Origin of the sequence: Diaphorobacter sp. JS3051, assembly GCF_015832135.1 — a bacterium.
In the GTDB taxonomy this organism is placed as follows: Bacteria; Pseudomonadota; Gammaproteobacteria; order Burkholderiales; family Burkholderiaceae_C; genus Diaphorobacter; species Diaphorobacter nitroreducens.
In genome coordinates this window covers 2466132-2479261 of record NZ_CP065406.1, presented here as the reverse complement: position 1 = coordinate 2479261, position 13130 = coordinate 2466132, and the positions used below count along the sequence as shown (strand labels likewise).

At 68.0% G+C, this 13130-nt stretch carries 13 protein-coding genes and 1 pseudogene; 11 read left to right on the top strand and 3 right to left on the bottom strand.

From position 1 onward, the window contains the following. Positions 1-2 precede the first annotated feature (2 nt). On the top strand, positions 3-863 hold the full coding sequence (locus I3K84_RS11940; protein ID WP_196994577.1) for an alpha/beta fold hydrolase: 861 nt from the start codon (positions 3-5) through the stop codon (positions 861-863). 16 nt (positions 864-879) lie between these two features. On the opposite strand, the gene I3K84_RS11935 is transcribed toward I3K84_RS11940, so the two are convergent. Further along, positions 880-1785, bottom strand: coding sequence for a LysR substrate-binding domain-containing protein (locus tag I3K84_RS11935; protein WP_196994576.1), 906 nt, complete (start codon positions 1783-1785; stop codon positions 880-882). Positions 1786-1956: 171 nt separating this feature from the next. On the opposite strand from I3K84_RS11935, the gene I3K84_RS11930 reads away from it, so the two are divergent. From I3K84_RS11930 to I3K84_RS11900, 7 genes are all read left to right on the top strand, one after another. Continuing rightward, complete coding sequence (locus tag I3K84_RS11930) at positions 1957-3417, top strand: 2-hydroxymuconic semialdehyde dehydrogenase (protein ID WP_196994575.1); 1461 nt, start codon at positions 1957-1959, stop codon at positions 3415-3417. A gap of 82 nt (positions 3418-3499) precedes the next feature. After that, positions 3500-4282 carry a 2-oxopent-4-enoate hydratase gene (dmpE, locus tag I3K84_RS11925; protein ID WP_196994574.1) on the top strand — a complete coding sequence of 261 codons (783 nt, stop codon included), beginning with the start codon at positions 3500-3502 and terminating at the stop codon, positions 4280-4282. 10 nt (positions 4283-4292) lie between these two features. Next, complete coding sequence (locus tag I3K84_RS11920) at positions 4293-5201, top strand: acetaldehyde dehydrogenase (acetylating) (RefSeq protein ID WP_196994573.1); 909 nt, start codon at positions 4293-4295, stop codon at positions 5199-5201. A 157-nt stretch (positions 5202-5358) separates the two neighbouring features. Beyond that, positions 5359-6387, top strand: coding sequence for a 4-hydroxy-2-oxovalerate aldolase (dmpG, locus tag I3K84_RS11915; protein WP_196994572.1), 1029 nt, complete (start codon positions 5359-5361; stop codon positions 6385-6387). Positions 6388-6426: 39 nt separating this feature from the next. Then, on the top strand, positions 6427-7215 hold the full coding sequence (gene dmpH / locus I3K84_RS11910) for a 2-oxo-3-hexenedioate decarboxylase (RefSeq protein WP_196994571.1): 789 nt from the start codon (positions 6427-6429) through the stop codon (positions 7213-7215). Positions 7216-7260: 45 nt separating this feature from the next. Then, positions 7261-8244, top strand: coding sequence for a tripartite tricarboxylate transporter substrate binding protein (locus I3K84_RS11905; protein ID WP_196994570.1), 984 nt, complete (start codon positions 7261-7263; stop codon positions 8242-8244). A 19-nt stretch (positions 8245-8263) separates the two neighbouring features. Next, on the top strand, positions 8264-8455 hold the full coding sequence (locus I3K84_RS11900) for a 2-hydroxymuconate tautomerase (RefSeq protein ID WP_011803693.1): 192 nt from the start codon (positions 8264-8266) through the stop codon (positions 8453-8455). A 75-nt stretch (positions 8456-8530) separates the two neighbouring features. Here I3K84_RS11900 and I3K84_RS11895 read toward each other — a convergent pair. Both I3K84_RS11895 and I3K84_RS11890 read right to left on the bottom strand, forming a co-directional pair. Further along, positions 8531-9168 (bottom strand): annotated as a pseudogene (locus tag I3K84_RS11895) (MBL fold metallo-hydrolase). Between the two features lie 102 nt (positions 9169-9270). Then, positions 9271-9969 (bottom strand): GntR family transcriptional regulator, encoded by a 699-nt coding sequence (locus tag I3K84_RS11890; RefSeq protein ID WP_196994569.1) that lies wholly within the window; start codon positions 9967-9969, stop codon positions 9271-9273. 124 nt (positions 9970-10093) lie between these two features. Between I3K84_RS11890 and I3K84_RS11885 the strand changes: the two genes are divergently transcribed. From I3K84_RS11885 to I3K84_RS11875, 3 genes are read left to right on the top strand one after another with little or no spacing between them, the layout of a single operon-like run. After that, positions 10094-11293 (top strand): acyl-CoA dehydrogenase family protein, encoded by a 1200-nt coding sequence (locus tag I3K84_RS11885; RefSeq protein WP_196994568.1) that lies wholly within the window; start codon positions 10094-10096, stop codon positions 11291-11293. Positions 11294-11295: 2 nt separating this feature from the next. Continuing rightward, complete coding sequence (locus I3K84_RS11880; RefSeq protein ID WP_196994567.1) at positions 11296-12072, top strand: SDR family NAD(P)-dependent oxidoreductase; 777 nt, start codon at positions 11296-11298, stop codon at positions 12070-12072. Beyond that, positions 12069-13109, top strand: coding sequence for a phosphotransferase (locus I3K84_RS11875; protein ID WP_196994566.1), 1041 nt, complete (start codon positions 12069-12071; stop codon positions 13107-13109). The genes I3K84_RS11880 and I3K84_RS11875 overlap by 4 nt, the downstream gene beginning before the upstream one ends. Positions 13110-13130: the final 21 nt, after the last annotated feature.

The window sequence follows — 13130 nt, the reverse complement described above, 5'->3', positions numbered from 1 at the left end:
AAATGTCTGTCTCTCATCCTGACCAGCCAGTCCGGCACAACCCGGAGGTCGCGCACTCCATCGTGGCGGCCGGCATCCGCACCAACTACCACGACGTGGGCAGCGGCGATCCGGTGCTGCTGATCCATGGCTCCGGCCCGGGTGTGTCGGCCTGGGCCAACTGGCGGCTCGTCATGCCCGCGCTGTCGGAGCGCGCGCGCGTGATCGCGCCCGACATGGCGGGCTTCGGCTTCAGCGAGCGGCCCGAGGGCTTTGCCTACGGCATGGACGCCTGGGTGCGCCAGGCCGTGGGCCTGCTCGATGCGCTGGGCATCGCGCGCGCCGACCTGGTGGGCAACTCGTTCGGCGGCGGGCTGGCGCTGGCGCTGGCCATACGCCACCCCGAGCGCGTGCGCCGCCTGGTGCTGATGGGCAGCGTGGGCGTGCCGTTCACCCTCACCGAGGGGCTGGACGCCGTCTGGGGCTACACCCCCTCGTTCGAGAACATGCGCGCGATCATGGATTTCTTCGCCTGGGATCGCTCCCTGGTGAACGACGAGCTGGCCCAGCTGCGCTACGAGGCCAGCATCCGCCCGGGCTTCCAGGAGTCGTTCGCGGCCATGTTCCCCGCGCCGCGCCAGCGCTGGGTCGATGCCTTGACCAGCCCCGAGCAGGACATCCGCCGCATTGCGCACGAGACCCTGATCGTGCATGGGCGCGAGGATCGGGTGATTCCGCTGTCCACCTCGCTCACGCTGGCCCAATGGATTGAAAAATCGCAGCTGCATGTCTATGGCCGCTGCGGCCACTGGACGCAGATCGAGCACGCGGCGCGCTTTGCCCGCCTGGTCGGCGACTTCCTGGCCGAAGGCGCGGAGGCTTGAGGCCATGCCTGCCTGGCTACGGCTCCACGGCGCCCTGCCGCGCGGCGAAGGATTGCACCACCCGCAAAAAGGCCGCCAGCACCGGCGAGCCGTCATCGGTGCGGTAGAGGCAGCACAGGGCGATGTCGCGCAGCTGGCGCGAGTGCAGCGGCCTGTAGGCCACGCCCGGCAGGCGCAGGCTCATGGCGGACTGGGTGGTGATGCAGCAGCCAAAGCCGCTGGCCACCAGGGCCACGCAGGTCAGCACGTCCTCGACCTCCTGCGCCACCTCCAGCCGCGCGCCCTCGCGCGCGAAGGCGGCGGTCACCTCCTGCGCCAGGCCGGGCAGGGGGGCGTTGGGGTACAGGATCATCGGCACGCCGCTCAGCTCGCGCAGGCCGATCTGGGCGCGCCCGCACAGCGGGTGGGTCTCGGGCAGGCCGACGACCAGCGGCTCGCGCAGCACCACCTGCACGCCCAGGCCGGGCTCGGCCTGCACCAGCCGGTTGAAGCCCACGGCGATGCGGCGCTCGCGCAGCGCCTGCAGCTGCTCGGCCTTGGTCATGTTGTGCAGCTCCAGGCGCACGTCGGGGCGCTGGCGGTGGAAGTCCGCCAGCAGCCGGGGGATGACGTCGAGCACGCCCGAGCCGAAGATGCCCACGTCCAGGCGCCCTATCAGCCCCGCGCCCGCCAGCCGGGTGCGCTCGTCGGCGCGCTGGGCCAGCGACAGGATGTTGGGCACCTCGTCCAGCAGCGTCTGGCCCGCGGCCGTCAGCTCCACGCCCTTGGGCGTGCGCAGGAACAGCGCCGTGCCCAGCTCTTCCTCCAGCGCCCGTATCTGCCGCGTCAGTGGCGGCTGGGCCATGTGCAGCCGCTGCGCCGCGCGCCCGAAGTGCAGCTCCTGGGCCAGGGCCAAAAAGTATTTCATCTGCCGCAAGTCCATGGGCACCCCTGTTTTTCATACCTCGGAGGTATTGATTTCGCAAAATTCGGTATTGGACAGTATGAAGACTGCCGCCTATCGTTGCCCTCATCGCTGCGAGGACAACGTGACGATGGGGCCGGTGCCCGCGTGCAGGCCCGCCCCGCCCACCTGTAGAAAAGAGAGAGTGACATGCTAGCCAAACAGATCCTGAACTTCATCAACGGCGAGTTCGTCGCCACCGGCAAGTGGTTCGACAACCGCACGCCGATTTCCAACGCGGTGATCGGCCAGGTGGCCGAAGCCGGCCAGGCCGAGGTGGACGCCGCCGTGGCCGCCGCGCGCGCCGCGCTCAAGGGCCCGTGGGGCAGCATGACGCTGGCCCAGCGGGTGGAGCTGCTGGAGGCCCTGGTGGCCGAGATCACGCGCCGCTTCGACGAGTTCCTGGAGGCCGAATGCGCCGACACCGGCAAGCCCAGGAGCCTGGCCTCGCACATCGACATTCCGCGCGGCGCCGCCAACTTCAAGGTGTTTGCCGACGTGGTGAAGAACGTGCCCACCGAGTTCTTCGAGATGGCCACGCCCGACGGCCGCGGCGCCATCAACTACGGCTACCGCAAGCCCGTGGGCGTGGTCGGCGTGATCTGCCCCTGGAACCTGCCGCTGCTGCTCATGACCTGGAAGGTCGGCCCGGCGCTGGCCTGCGGCAACACGGTGGTGGTCAAGCCGTCCGAGGAAACGCCGCGCACCGCCGCCCTGCTGGGCGAGGTGATGAACCACGTCGGCATCCCCAAGGGGGTCTATAACGTGGTGCACGGCTTCGGCCCCGGCTCGGCCGGCGAGTTCGTCACCAGCCACCCCGGCATCGACGCCATCACCTTCACCGGCGAGACGCGCACCGGCGAGGTCATCATGAAGGCCGCCGCCAAGGGCGCGCGCCCCGTCAGCCTGGAAATGGGCGGCAAGAACGCCGCCATCGTGTTTGCCGACTGCGACTTTGACGCCGCCATCGAGGGCACGCTGCGCTCGGCCTTCGTCAACTGCGGCCAGGTCTGCCTGGGCACCGAGCGGGTCTATGTCGAGCGCCCGATTTTCGACAAGTTCGTCGCCGCGCTGAAGCAGCAGGTCGAGGGCTGGAAGATCGGCGTGCCCGAGGGCGCCGACACCCAGCTCGGCCCGCTGATCAGCAAGGAGCACCAGGCCAAGGTGCTGTCGTACTACCAGCTGGCGGTGCAGGAGGGCGCCACGGTGGTCACCGGCGGCGGCGTGCCCGACATGCCGGGCGAACTCAAGGACGGCTGCTGGGTGCAGCCCACCATCTGGACCGGCCTGCCCGAGACGGCGCGCGTCATCAAGGAAGAAATCTTCGGCCCCTGCTGCCACATCGCCCCCTTCGACACCGAGGACGAGGTGCTGGCCAAGGCCAACGACAACGAGTACGGCCTGGCCACCGCCATCTGGACGCGCGACCTGTCGCGCGCGCACCGCGTGGCGCAGCGCATGGAGGTCGGCATCTCCTGGGTCAACAGCTGGTTCCTGCGCGACCTGCGCACGCCGTTCGGCGGCTCCAAGCAGTCGGGCATAGGCCGCGAGGGCGGCGTGCACTCGCTGGAGTTCTATACCGAGCTCAAGAACGTGTGTATCAAGCTGTGAGGCAGGAATTTAAGCCAAATCAGCCTCAAGCCCTTATCCATCAAGCGTAAGCAGCTACTTTTTATATAGCAAAACCATGGCCATGAACTCCCAACAGATCGAGCAGCTCGGCGACGAGCTGTACCAGGCCCTCGCGGGCTGCCAGGTGGTGGAGCCTTTGACCACCCGCCACCCCGACATCACCATCGCCGACGCCTACGCCATCCAGCAGCGCATGCTGGCGCGCCGCCTGGACGCCGGCGAGCGCGTGGTGGGCAAAAAGGTCGGCGTCACCAGCCGGGCGGTGATGGACATGCTGGGCGTGTTCCAGCCCGACTTCGGCTGGCTCACCGACGGCATGGTCTTCAACGAAGGCCAGGCCGTTGCCGCCAGCACGCTGATCCAGCCCAAGGCCGAGGGCGAGATCGCCTTTGTGCTGAAGAAAACGCTGCGAGGCCCCGGCGTCACCGCCGCCGACGTGCTGGCCGCCACCGAGGGCGTGATGGCCTGCTTCGAGATCGTTGACTCGCGCATCCGCGACTGGAAGATCAAGATCCAGGACACCGTGGCGGACAACGCATCCTGCGGCGTGTTCGTGCTCGGCGACCGCCTGGTGGACCCGCGCGACGTCGATCTGGGCACCTGCGGCATGGTGCTGGAGAAGAACGGCGACATCGTCGCCACCGGCGCGGGCGCCGCCGCCCTGGGCCACCCGGCGAACGCCGTGGCCTGGCTGGCCAACACCCTGGGCGCGCACGGCATCGCGCTGGAGGCGGGCGAGGTCGTGCTGTCGGGCTCGCTCGGAATCATGGTGCCGGTGCAGGCGGGCGACAACCTGCGCGTGACCATTGGCGGCATCGGCGGCTGCTCCGTCCGTTTTATTTGAGGAAAAAAGTATGACCCGCAAGATCAAATGCGCCCTGATCGGCCCCGGCAACATCGGCACCGACCTGCTGGCCAAGCTGCAGCGCAGCCCCGTGCTGGAGCCCGTGTGGATGGTGGGCATAGACCCTGAATCCGACGGCCTCAAGCGCGCCCGCGAAATGGGCATCAAGACCACCGCCGAGGGTGTCGATGGCCTGGTGCCGCACATGAAGGCCGACGGCGTGCAGATCGTGTTCGACGCCACCAGCGCCTACGTGCACGCCGAGAACTCGCGCAAGGTCAACGCGCAGGGCGCGCTCATGATCGACCTCACGCCTGCGGCCATCGGCCCGTTCTGCGTGCCGCCCGTCAACCTGAAGGAGCACGTCGGCAAGGCCGAGATGAACGTGAACATGGTCACCTGCGGTGGCCAGGCCACCATTCCCATGGTGGCGGCCGTGAGCCGCGTGCAGCCGGTGGCGTATGGCGAAATCGTCGCCACGGTGTCCAGCAAATCCGCCGGCCCCGGCACGCGCAAAAACATCGACGAGTTCACGCGCACCACGGCGGGGGCGATTGAAAAAGTGGGCGGCGCCAGGAAGGGCAAGGCCATCATCATCATCAACCCGGCCGAGCCGCCGCTGATCATGCGCGACACCGTGCACTGCCTGACCGAGGGCGAGCCCGACCGCGAGGCCATCACCGCATCCATCCACGCCATGATCACCGAGGTGCAGAAATACGTGCCCGGCTACAAGCTGGTCAACGGGCCGGTGTTCGACGGTCAGCGCGTCTCGGTCTTCCTGGAGGTCGAGGGCCTGGGCGACTACCTGCCCAAGTACGCGGGCAACCTGGACATCATGACGGCGGCCGCCGCCCGCACGGCGGAGATGTTTGCCGAGGAAATCCTGGCCGGCAAGCTCAGCCTGCAAGCAGCTTGAGGGTATTACTCCCTCTCCCCCGTGGGGGAGAGGGCAGGGGTGAGGGGGTGAACGGGCGCTGCGCCCAAGTCAATAAGCCACCCTCACCCCCGCCCTCTCCCGCCAGCGGGAGAGGGAGTGGATTCCCCCATGTGCCACACCACACGAGGACACTGAAATGACACAGAAAATCACCCTGCACGACATGACGCTGCGCGACGGCATGCACCCCAAGCGCCACCTGATGACGCTGGAGCAGATGAAGAGCGTGGCCCAAGGGCTGGATGCCGCGGGCGTGCCGCTGATTGAAGTGACCCACGGCGACGGCCTGGGCGGCGCGTCGGTCAACTATGGCTTTCCTGCGCACAGCGACGAGGAATACCTGGGCACCGTGATTCCGCTGATGAAGCAGGCCAAGGTCTCGGCCCTGCTGCTGCCCGGCATTGGCACGGTGGACCACCTGAAGATGGCGCATGACCTGGGCGTGCACACCATCCGCGTGGCCACGCATTGCACCGAGGGCGATGTCTCCGAGCAGCACATCACCCAGGCGCGCAAGCTGGACATGGACACCGTGGGCTTTCTGATGATGGCGCACATGAACGACGCGGCAGGGCTGGTCAAGCAGGCCAGGCTGATGGAAGGCTACGGCGCCAACTGCATCTACATCACCGACTCGGCGGGCTACATGCTGCCCGAGCATGTGACCGAGCGCATCACGGCGGTGCGCCAGGCGCTCAAGCCCGAAACGGAACTGGGCTTTCACGGCCACCACAACCTGGCCATGGGCGTGGCCAACAGCATTGCCGCCATCCAGGCCGGTGCCAACCGCATCGACGCCGCGGCGGCCGGACTGGGCGCGGGCGCGGGCAACACGCCCATGGAGGTGCTGGTGGCCGTGCTCGACCGCATGGGCATCGCCACCGGCGTGGATGTCTGGAAGATCCAGGACGTGGCCGAGGACCTGGTGGTGCCGCTGATGGACTTCCCGATCCGCATCGACCGCGACGCGCTGACCCTGGGCTACGCGGGCGTCTATGGCAGCTTTTTACTGTTCGCCAAGCGCGCCGAGGCCAAGTACGGCGTGCCCGCGCGCGAGCTGCTGCTGGAGCTGGGCCGGCGCGGCATGGTGGGCGGGCAGGAAGACATGATCGAAGACACGGCCATCACCATGGCCCGTGCGCGTGGCATCAAGGTGGCTGCGTGAAGCGGAACAACTAAAGCGGCACGACAAAGGACTATTCCCATGGCATTGAACCAAGCAAGCATCGCCCAGCTGGCCGAACATCTGGAGACCTGCCAGCTGCAGGTGCGCGACACCCCCAAGATCACCGACGACTACCCCGGCATGGACTGGGACGACGCCTACGCCATCCAGGACGCCATCCTGCAGCGCAAGCTGGCGCGCGGCGCGCGCGTGGTCGGCCTGAAGGCGGGCCTGACCTCGCACGCCAAGATGCAGCAGATGGGCGTGACCGACCCGGTGTTCGGCTTTCTGGTTGACGACTACGCCGTGGCCGAGGGCGCGGCGGTGGACACCAAGGCGCTGATCCACCCCAAGGTCGAGCCCGAGATCGCCTTCGTGCTCAAGCACGCGCTGAAAGGGCCGGGCTGCCACATCGGCGCCGTGCTAGCCGCCACCGACTTCGTCATGCCCGGCATCGAGGTCATCGACAGCCGCTACCGCGACTTCAAGTTCGACCTGAAGAGCGTGGTGGCCGACAACACCTCGGCCGCGCGCTTCGTGGTCGGCGGCCAGCCCATGCGGCCGCAGGATGTCGATCTGCGCACCGTCGGCCTGGTGCTGGAGAAGAACGGCGAGCCCGTGGCCCTGGGCGCGGGCGCGGCCGTGCTCGGCCACCCGGCGGCGGCGATTGCCATGCTGGCCAACCACCTGGGCCGGCGCGGTCAGGAGATTCCGGCCGGCAGCCTGATCCTGTCCGGCGGCGCCACCGAGGCCGTGGCCGTGGCGGCGGGCGACAGCGTGAGCCTGCGCGTGCAGGGCATGGGCAGCGTGTCGCTGCGCTTTGCCTGAGCCTGAGCACCTGGGCCATTCCATAACGACAACCAGAGACAAACCATGCAACGACGCAACTTCATGGCGGCCAGCGCGCTGGCCGCATTCGGCGCCAGCCTGCAGGGCAGCGCCTGGGCGCAATCCGGCTACCCGGCCAAGCCGGTGCGCATGATCGTGCCCTTTCCGCCGGGCGGCCCCACCGACATCATGGGCCGCACGGCCGCCAAGGCCATGGGCGACAAGCTGGGTCAGCAGTTCGTGGTCGAGAACAAGGCCGGGGCGGGCGGCAACATCGGCACCGACGCGGTGGCCAAGGCCGCGCCGGACGGCTACACCCTAGGCATCGCGGCCATCAGCAGCCTGGCCATCTCGCCGTATCTCTATGCCAAGCTGCCCTTCAACGTCGAAAAGGACTTGCAGGCCATCTCGCTGGTCGGCACGACCCCCAACGTCATCGTGGCCAATCCGCGCGCGCCCTTTACCGATCTGGCCGGCATGGTGGCCTATGCCAAGGCCAACCCAGGCAAGTTGCTGTACGCCACCTCCGGCGTGGGCACCGGCAACCACCTGGCGGCGGAGCTGCTGCAAAAGCGCGCCGAAATCGCGCTGACCCATGTGCCCTACAAGGGCTCCAGCCAGATCGTGCCCGACCTGATTTCAGGCAACGTCATGCTGAGCATGGAAAGCTCGCTGGTGACCACCTTCCAGCACATCAAAGCGGGCAAGCTGCGCGCCATTGCCGTGACTTCGCCGCAGCGCGCCCCGGCGCTGCCCGACGTGCCCACGGTGGCCGAGTCCGGTTACCCGGGCTTTGTCGTGGAAAACTGGTTTGGCCTGATAGCACCCGCCGCTATGCCGGCGTCCATGGCCGACCGGCTGGCCCAGGCCTGGGCGGCCGGCACGCAGACGCCCGAGGTGCAGGCGGCCTTCCAGTCCATCCACGCCAATCTGCGCAGCAATACGCCGCAGCAGTTTGCGCAGTTCATCCGCGCCGAGAACGAGCGTTGGAGCCCCCTGATCCGCAGCCTTGGGCTGCAACTTGATTGATTTCCCAGGAGTCACGCACATGCCTTTTGCCCAGATTTACATGCTCGAAGGCCGCACCGAGGAGCAGAAGAAGGCCGTCATCGAAAAGGTGACCCAGGCCCTCGTCGATGCAGTGGGCGCGCCGCCCGCCAACGTGCGCGTCTGGATCCACGATGTTCCCAAAGAAAACTGGGGCATCGCCGGCGTCAGCGCCAAGGAACTGGGACGGTAAGCGCCTTGTGGCCAAAATAGCTTGCAGCGCTTATCCAGCAAGCGTTGCAAGCTATTGAATTAATAGTGGATTGATTCAGGTATTGCCCACGTAGGGGTTGCTGCGCCGCTCGCGCCCAAAGGTGCTTTCCGGCCCGTGGCCGGGAATGAACACCGTCTGGTCGCCCATGGGCCACAGCCGCTGGGTGATGCTGTCTATCAGCTGCTGGTGGTTGCCGCCCGGAAAGTCGGTGCGGCCGATGCTGCCCGCAAACAGCACGTCGCCCACGAATGCGCGGTCGATCTGCGGCGCGTGGAACACCACATGGCCGGGGGTGTGTCCGGGGCAATGGCGCACGCTCAAAGTCTCGTGGCCAATGGTGACGGTGTCGCCGTCATGCAGCCAGCGTGTGGGCGTGAAGGGCAGCGCCGGCGCAAAGCCGAACATGACGCTTTGCTGCGCCAGGCCGTCAATCCAGTATTGATCGCCCTCATGCGGGCCCATGATGGGCAGTTGCAGCCGCTGCGCCAGCTCGCCCGTGCCGCCCGCGTGGTCGATATGGGCGTGCGTGAGCCAGATGGCCTTCAGGTGCAGGCCCAGGCGCTGCACTTCGGCCAGCAGCACATCCAGGTCGCCCCCGGGGTCGATGACGGCGGCATCCATGGTCTGGTCGCACCAGACGATGGAGCAGTTTTGCTGGAACGGGGTGACGGGACGGTATGGTAGTGCAGCATGCGGCGATTGTCGCGCGGCTGCGGATCGTAGGCGCCGCGGCGCGTTGCTTATTCAAAAACAATAGCTGCCAGCGCTTGTTAAACAAGCGCTGGAGGCATATTTCATGCAAAACGCATGTCGTCCGCCTGCAGCGCGGGTGCGATGGCCTCGCGCACATTGCGCACATGCTGCATGCCGGCGGCGTCGGCCGCGGCTGCGTCACCGGCCAGGATGGCCTGGCACATGGCCTGGTAGTCGCGCATGCGCACCTGCTGCAGCGTGGCGGGGCGGTGCTGGGCATAGACGATGGGCATGTGGATGGAGGGCAGCAGGCGGCGCAGCTCGCGGCTGCCGCTGGTGGCCAGCAGCGCGCGGTACAAGGCGCGTCGGGCGCTGGCAAAGCGGTCTGCATCCTGGCTGCGGTCGGCTTCGTGCAGTTGCTGTAGCGCCGCCTCGATGGGGGCGGTCGGTGCTCCCGCGGCAATCGCCCGCGCCGCGCTGCGCGCCAGCAGGCCGGTCATGCGCTCGGCCACGTCCAATACTTCCAGCGTTTCTTGCGCCGAAAGGCTGCGTATGGCGGCGCCCTTGTTGCGGTGCAAATCGACCAGTCCCTGCGCGGCCAGGCGCTGCAGTGCCTCGCGCACCGACGCGCGGCTGACGCCGAACTGCGCGGCCAGATCCACCTCGACCAGCCGCTGCCCGGGCACCAGGCGCTGCTGCGCCAGCCCCTGCACGATGCCGTGGAACACCGCGTCGGCGGCGGTCACGGGGGCGATTTCGGGAGCGTCGTCAGCGGGCTCGGGCGGCAGGGTGGGCAACATGGGCGGGCGGCAGGAAGGAGGACAAACATTATCACAGCGTGACAGGGCTTGTTTTCAATATTGTCTGACAATATCATCTGCAACGCGCCAGGCGTTCTGGCGCTTCATTTCAAAGAGGCCCTGCATGGACTTTTCCCTCTCCCCCGAGCTGCTCGCCTTGCGCGACAAGGTGCGGCAATTCATCGCCGAACAGGTGATTCCGCTGGAAAACGACGGGCGCCAGTCGCACCACGGCCCCGATGAGGCGCTGCGCAACGAGCTGGTGGCGCGAGCCCGGGCGGCCGGGCTGCTCACGCCCCACGCCTCGCGCGACATGGGCGGGCTGGGGCTGTCGCATGTCGCCAAGGCCGTGGTGTTTGAAGAGGCCGGCTACTCCTGGCTGGGCCCCACGGCGCTCAACATCCATGCGCCGGACGAAGGCAACATCCACCTGATGGAAGAGGTGGCCACGCCCGCGCAAAAAGAGCGCTGGCTGCGCGGCCAGGTGGCGGGGCAGTGGCGCTCATGCTTTGCCATGACCGAGCCCGCGCCCGGCGCCGGGGCCGATCCGTCCATGCTGGCCACCACGGCGGTGCGCGACGGTGACGACTACGTGATCAACGGCCGCAAATGGTTCATCACCGGCGCCGAAGGCGCGCACTACGCCATCATCATGGCGCGCATGGAGGACCGATCAGCCACCATGTTCCTGACCGACATGGACCGGCCCGGCATCGTGCTGGAGCGCAACATGGACGCCATGGACAGCTGCTTTACAGGCGGCCACGGCGTGCTGCGCTTTGACAACCTGCGCGTGCCCGCCAGCGATGTGCTGGGCGAGATCGGCAAGGGCTTTCGCTACGCCCAGGTGCGCCTGGCGCCCGCGCGACTGACGCACTGCATGCGCTGGCTGGGCCAGGCACGCCGCGCGCACGACACGGCGCTGGCATACGCCCGCAAGCGCCACGCCTTCGGCAAGCCGCTGGCCGAACACGAGGGCGTGGGCTACATGCTGGCCGACAACGACATGGACATGCACACCGCGCGGCTGCACATCTGGCACACGGCGTGGCTGCTGGACCAGGGCGAGAAGTGCAACTTTGAGTCCAGCCGCGCCAAGGTGGTCTGCTCCGAGGCCGAATGGCGCGTGGTGGACCGCAGCGTGCAGATTCTGGGCGGCCAGGGCGTGACGGGCGAGACGCCCGTGATGCGCATCTTCACCGACATGCGCGCGTTTCGCATCTACGACGGCCCGAGCGAGGTGCACCGCTGGAGCATGGCGCGCAAGCTGGTGCACATGGCCGAAAAGGCCGAGGCCGAACTGCTGCACGAAGGAGGGGCTTGAGCATGGACAACGACGTGATGCAACGCTTTCGCCTGAACGGCAAGCGCGTGCTGGTGACCGGCGCCTCCAGCGGGCTGGGGCAGCACTTTGCCCGCCTGCTGGCGGCGCAGGGCGCCCAGGTGGCGCTGGCGGCGCGCCGCACCGACAAGCTGCAGGGCACGGTGGACGACATCAACGCCGCAGGCGGCCAGGCGCGGGCCTGCGCGCTGGACGTGACCGACAGCGCCAGCGTGCGCGCCTGCTTCGATGATCTGGCCGACTGGGGCGTGCCCGACGTGGTCATCAACAACGCCGGCGTGACCGTGACGCGCCCCCTGCTGGAGCAGACCGAGGCCGACTTCGATCAGGTGCTGGACACCAACCTCAAGGGCTGCTGGCTGGTGGCCACCGAGGCCGCCCGCCGCATGGTGGTGGCGGGCAAGGGCGGCTCAGTCGTCAACGTGGCGTCCATATTGGGCGAGCGCGTGGCGGGCGGCGTGGCACCCTATGCCATATCGAAAGCCGGCGTGATCCAGGCCACCAAGGCCATGGCGCTGGAGCTGGCGCGCCACCGCATCCGCGTGAACGCGCTGCTGCCCGGCTATGTGGTGACCGACCTCAATCGCGACTTTCTGGCCAGCGAGGCGGGCGACAAGCTGCGCAGCCGCATCCCCAGCCGCCGCTTTGGCGAGCTGACGGACCTGGACGGCCCGCTGCTGCTGCTGGCCAGCGATGCGGGCGCCGCCATGTCCGGCGCCACCGTGGCCGTGGACGGCGCGCACCTGGTGAGTTCGCTATGACCGGCGCAGTGACCCATCTGCCGCTGGACGCCCTGGGCGACTACCTGCGCGCGCAGGGCCTGGCGGGCGCGGGCCCGCTGACCGCAACGGTGCTGGCGGGCGGACAATCCAACCCCACCTACCGCTTGACCACCGACGATGGGCGCCAGTACGTGCTGCGCAAGAAGCCCGACGGGCCGCTGATCGCATCCGCCCACGCTATCGACCGCGAATACCGCGTGATGCGCGCCCTGCAGGACACCGCTGTGCCGGTGCCGCGCATGCTGCATTACTGCGACGACTCGGCGTTGCTGGGCACACCGTTCTACGTGATGGAGTTCCTGCAGGGCCGGGTCTTCATGGACCAGTCCCTGCCCGGCATGCAGCCTGCAGAGCGCGGCGCCATCTACCGCGACATGAGCCGCGTGATTGCCGCGCTGCACGCCGTGGACTATGTCGCGGTGGGGCTGGGCGACTTCGGCAAGGTGGGCAACTACGTGGGCCGGCAGATCGCCCGCTGGTCGCGCCAGTGCCGCGAATCCACCGTGCCCATGAACGAGGCCATGCACCGCCTGATGGACTGGCTGCCCGAGCACCTGCCCGCAGGCGACGAGACCACGCTGGTGCACGGCGACTACCGGCTGGACAACCTGGTCTTTCACCCCACCGAGCCGCGCGTGATCGGCGTGCTGGACTGGGAGCTGTCCACCCTGGGCCACCCGCTGGCCGACCTGGCCTACCAGTGCATGGCCTGGCGCATCCCGCCCACCCTTTGGCGCGGCATCGGCGGGCTCGATCTCGCGGCGCTGGGCATCCCTCAGGAAAGCGAGTACGTGGGCTGGTACGAGCAGGCCACCGGACGCCAGGCGGCGGAGCATTGGGATTTCTACCTGGCCTACAACCTGTTCCGCATGGCGGCCATCCTGCACGGCATCGCCCAGCGGGCGCAGGACGGCAATGCCGCGGCCGCCGATGCGGTGGAGACAGGCGCCAAGGCCGGACCGCTGGCCGAACTGGGGTGGGAGGCGGCGCAGCGTTACATGGCCGGGCGCCAGTAAGCAGGTCGCTATGAAAATAGA

What these genes read in the sequence shown, in the direction of transcription:
- I3K84_RS11940 (WP_196994577.1), top strand. Translation starts at nt 3, where the DNA reads ATGTCTGTCTCTCATCCTGACCAGCCAGTCCGGCACAACCCGGAGGTC.
- I3K84_RS11935 (WP_196994576.1), bottom strand. Translation starts at nt 1,785, where the DNA reads ATGGACTTGCGGCAGATGAAATACTTTTTGGCCCTGGCCCAGGAGCTG.
- I3K84_RS11930 (WP_196994575.1), top strand. Translation starts at nt 1,957, where the DNA reads ATGCTAGCCAAACAGATCCTGAACTTCATCAACGGCGAGTTCGTCGCC.
- dmpE (WP_196994574.1), top strand. Translation starts at nt 3,500, where the DNA reads ATGAACTCCCAACAGATCGAGCAGCTCGGCGACGAGCTGTACCAGGCC.
- I3K84_RS11920 (WP_196994573.1), top strand. Translation starts at nt 4,293, where the DNA reads ATGACCCGCAAGATCAAATGCGCCCTGATCGGCCCCGGCAACATCGGC.
- dmpG (WP_196994572.1), top strand. Translation starts at nt 5,359, where the DNA reads ATGACACAGAAAATCACCCTGCACGACATGACGCTGCGCGACGGCATG.
- dmpH (WP_196994571.1), top strand. Translation starts at nt 6,427, where the DNA reads ATGGCATTGAACCAAGCAAGCATCGCCCAGCTGGCCGAACATCTGGAG.
- I3K84_RS11905 (WP_196994570.1), top strand. Translation starts at nt 7,261, where the DNA reads ATGCAACGACGCAACTTCATGGCGGCCAGCGCGCTGGCCGCATTCGGC.
- I3K84_RS11900 (WP_011803693.1), top strand. Translation starts at nt 8,264, where the DNA reads ATGCCTTTTGCCCAGATTTACATGCTCGAAGGCCGCACCGAGGAGCAG.
- I3K84_RS11890 (WP_196994569.1), bottom strand. Translation starts at nt 9,969, where the DNA reads ATGTTGCCCACCCTGCCGCCCGAGCCCGCTGACGACGCTCCCGAAATC.
- I3K84_RS11885 (WP_196994568.1), top strand. Translation starts at nt 10,094, where the DNA reads ATGGACTTTTCCCTCTCCCCCGAGCTGCTCGCCTTGCGCGACAAGGTG.
- I3K84_RS11880 (WP_196994567.1), top strand. Translation starts at nt 11,296, where the DNA reads ATGGACAACGACGTGATGCAACGCTTTCGCCTGAACGGCAAGCGCGTG.
- I3K84_RS11875 (WP_196994566.1), top strand. Translation starts at nt 12,069, where the DNA reads ATGACCGGCGCAGTGACCCATCTGCCGCTGGACGCCCTGGGCGACTAC.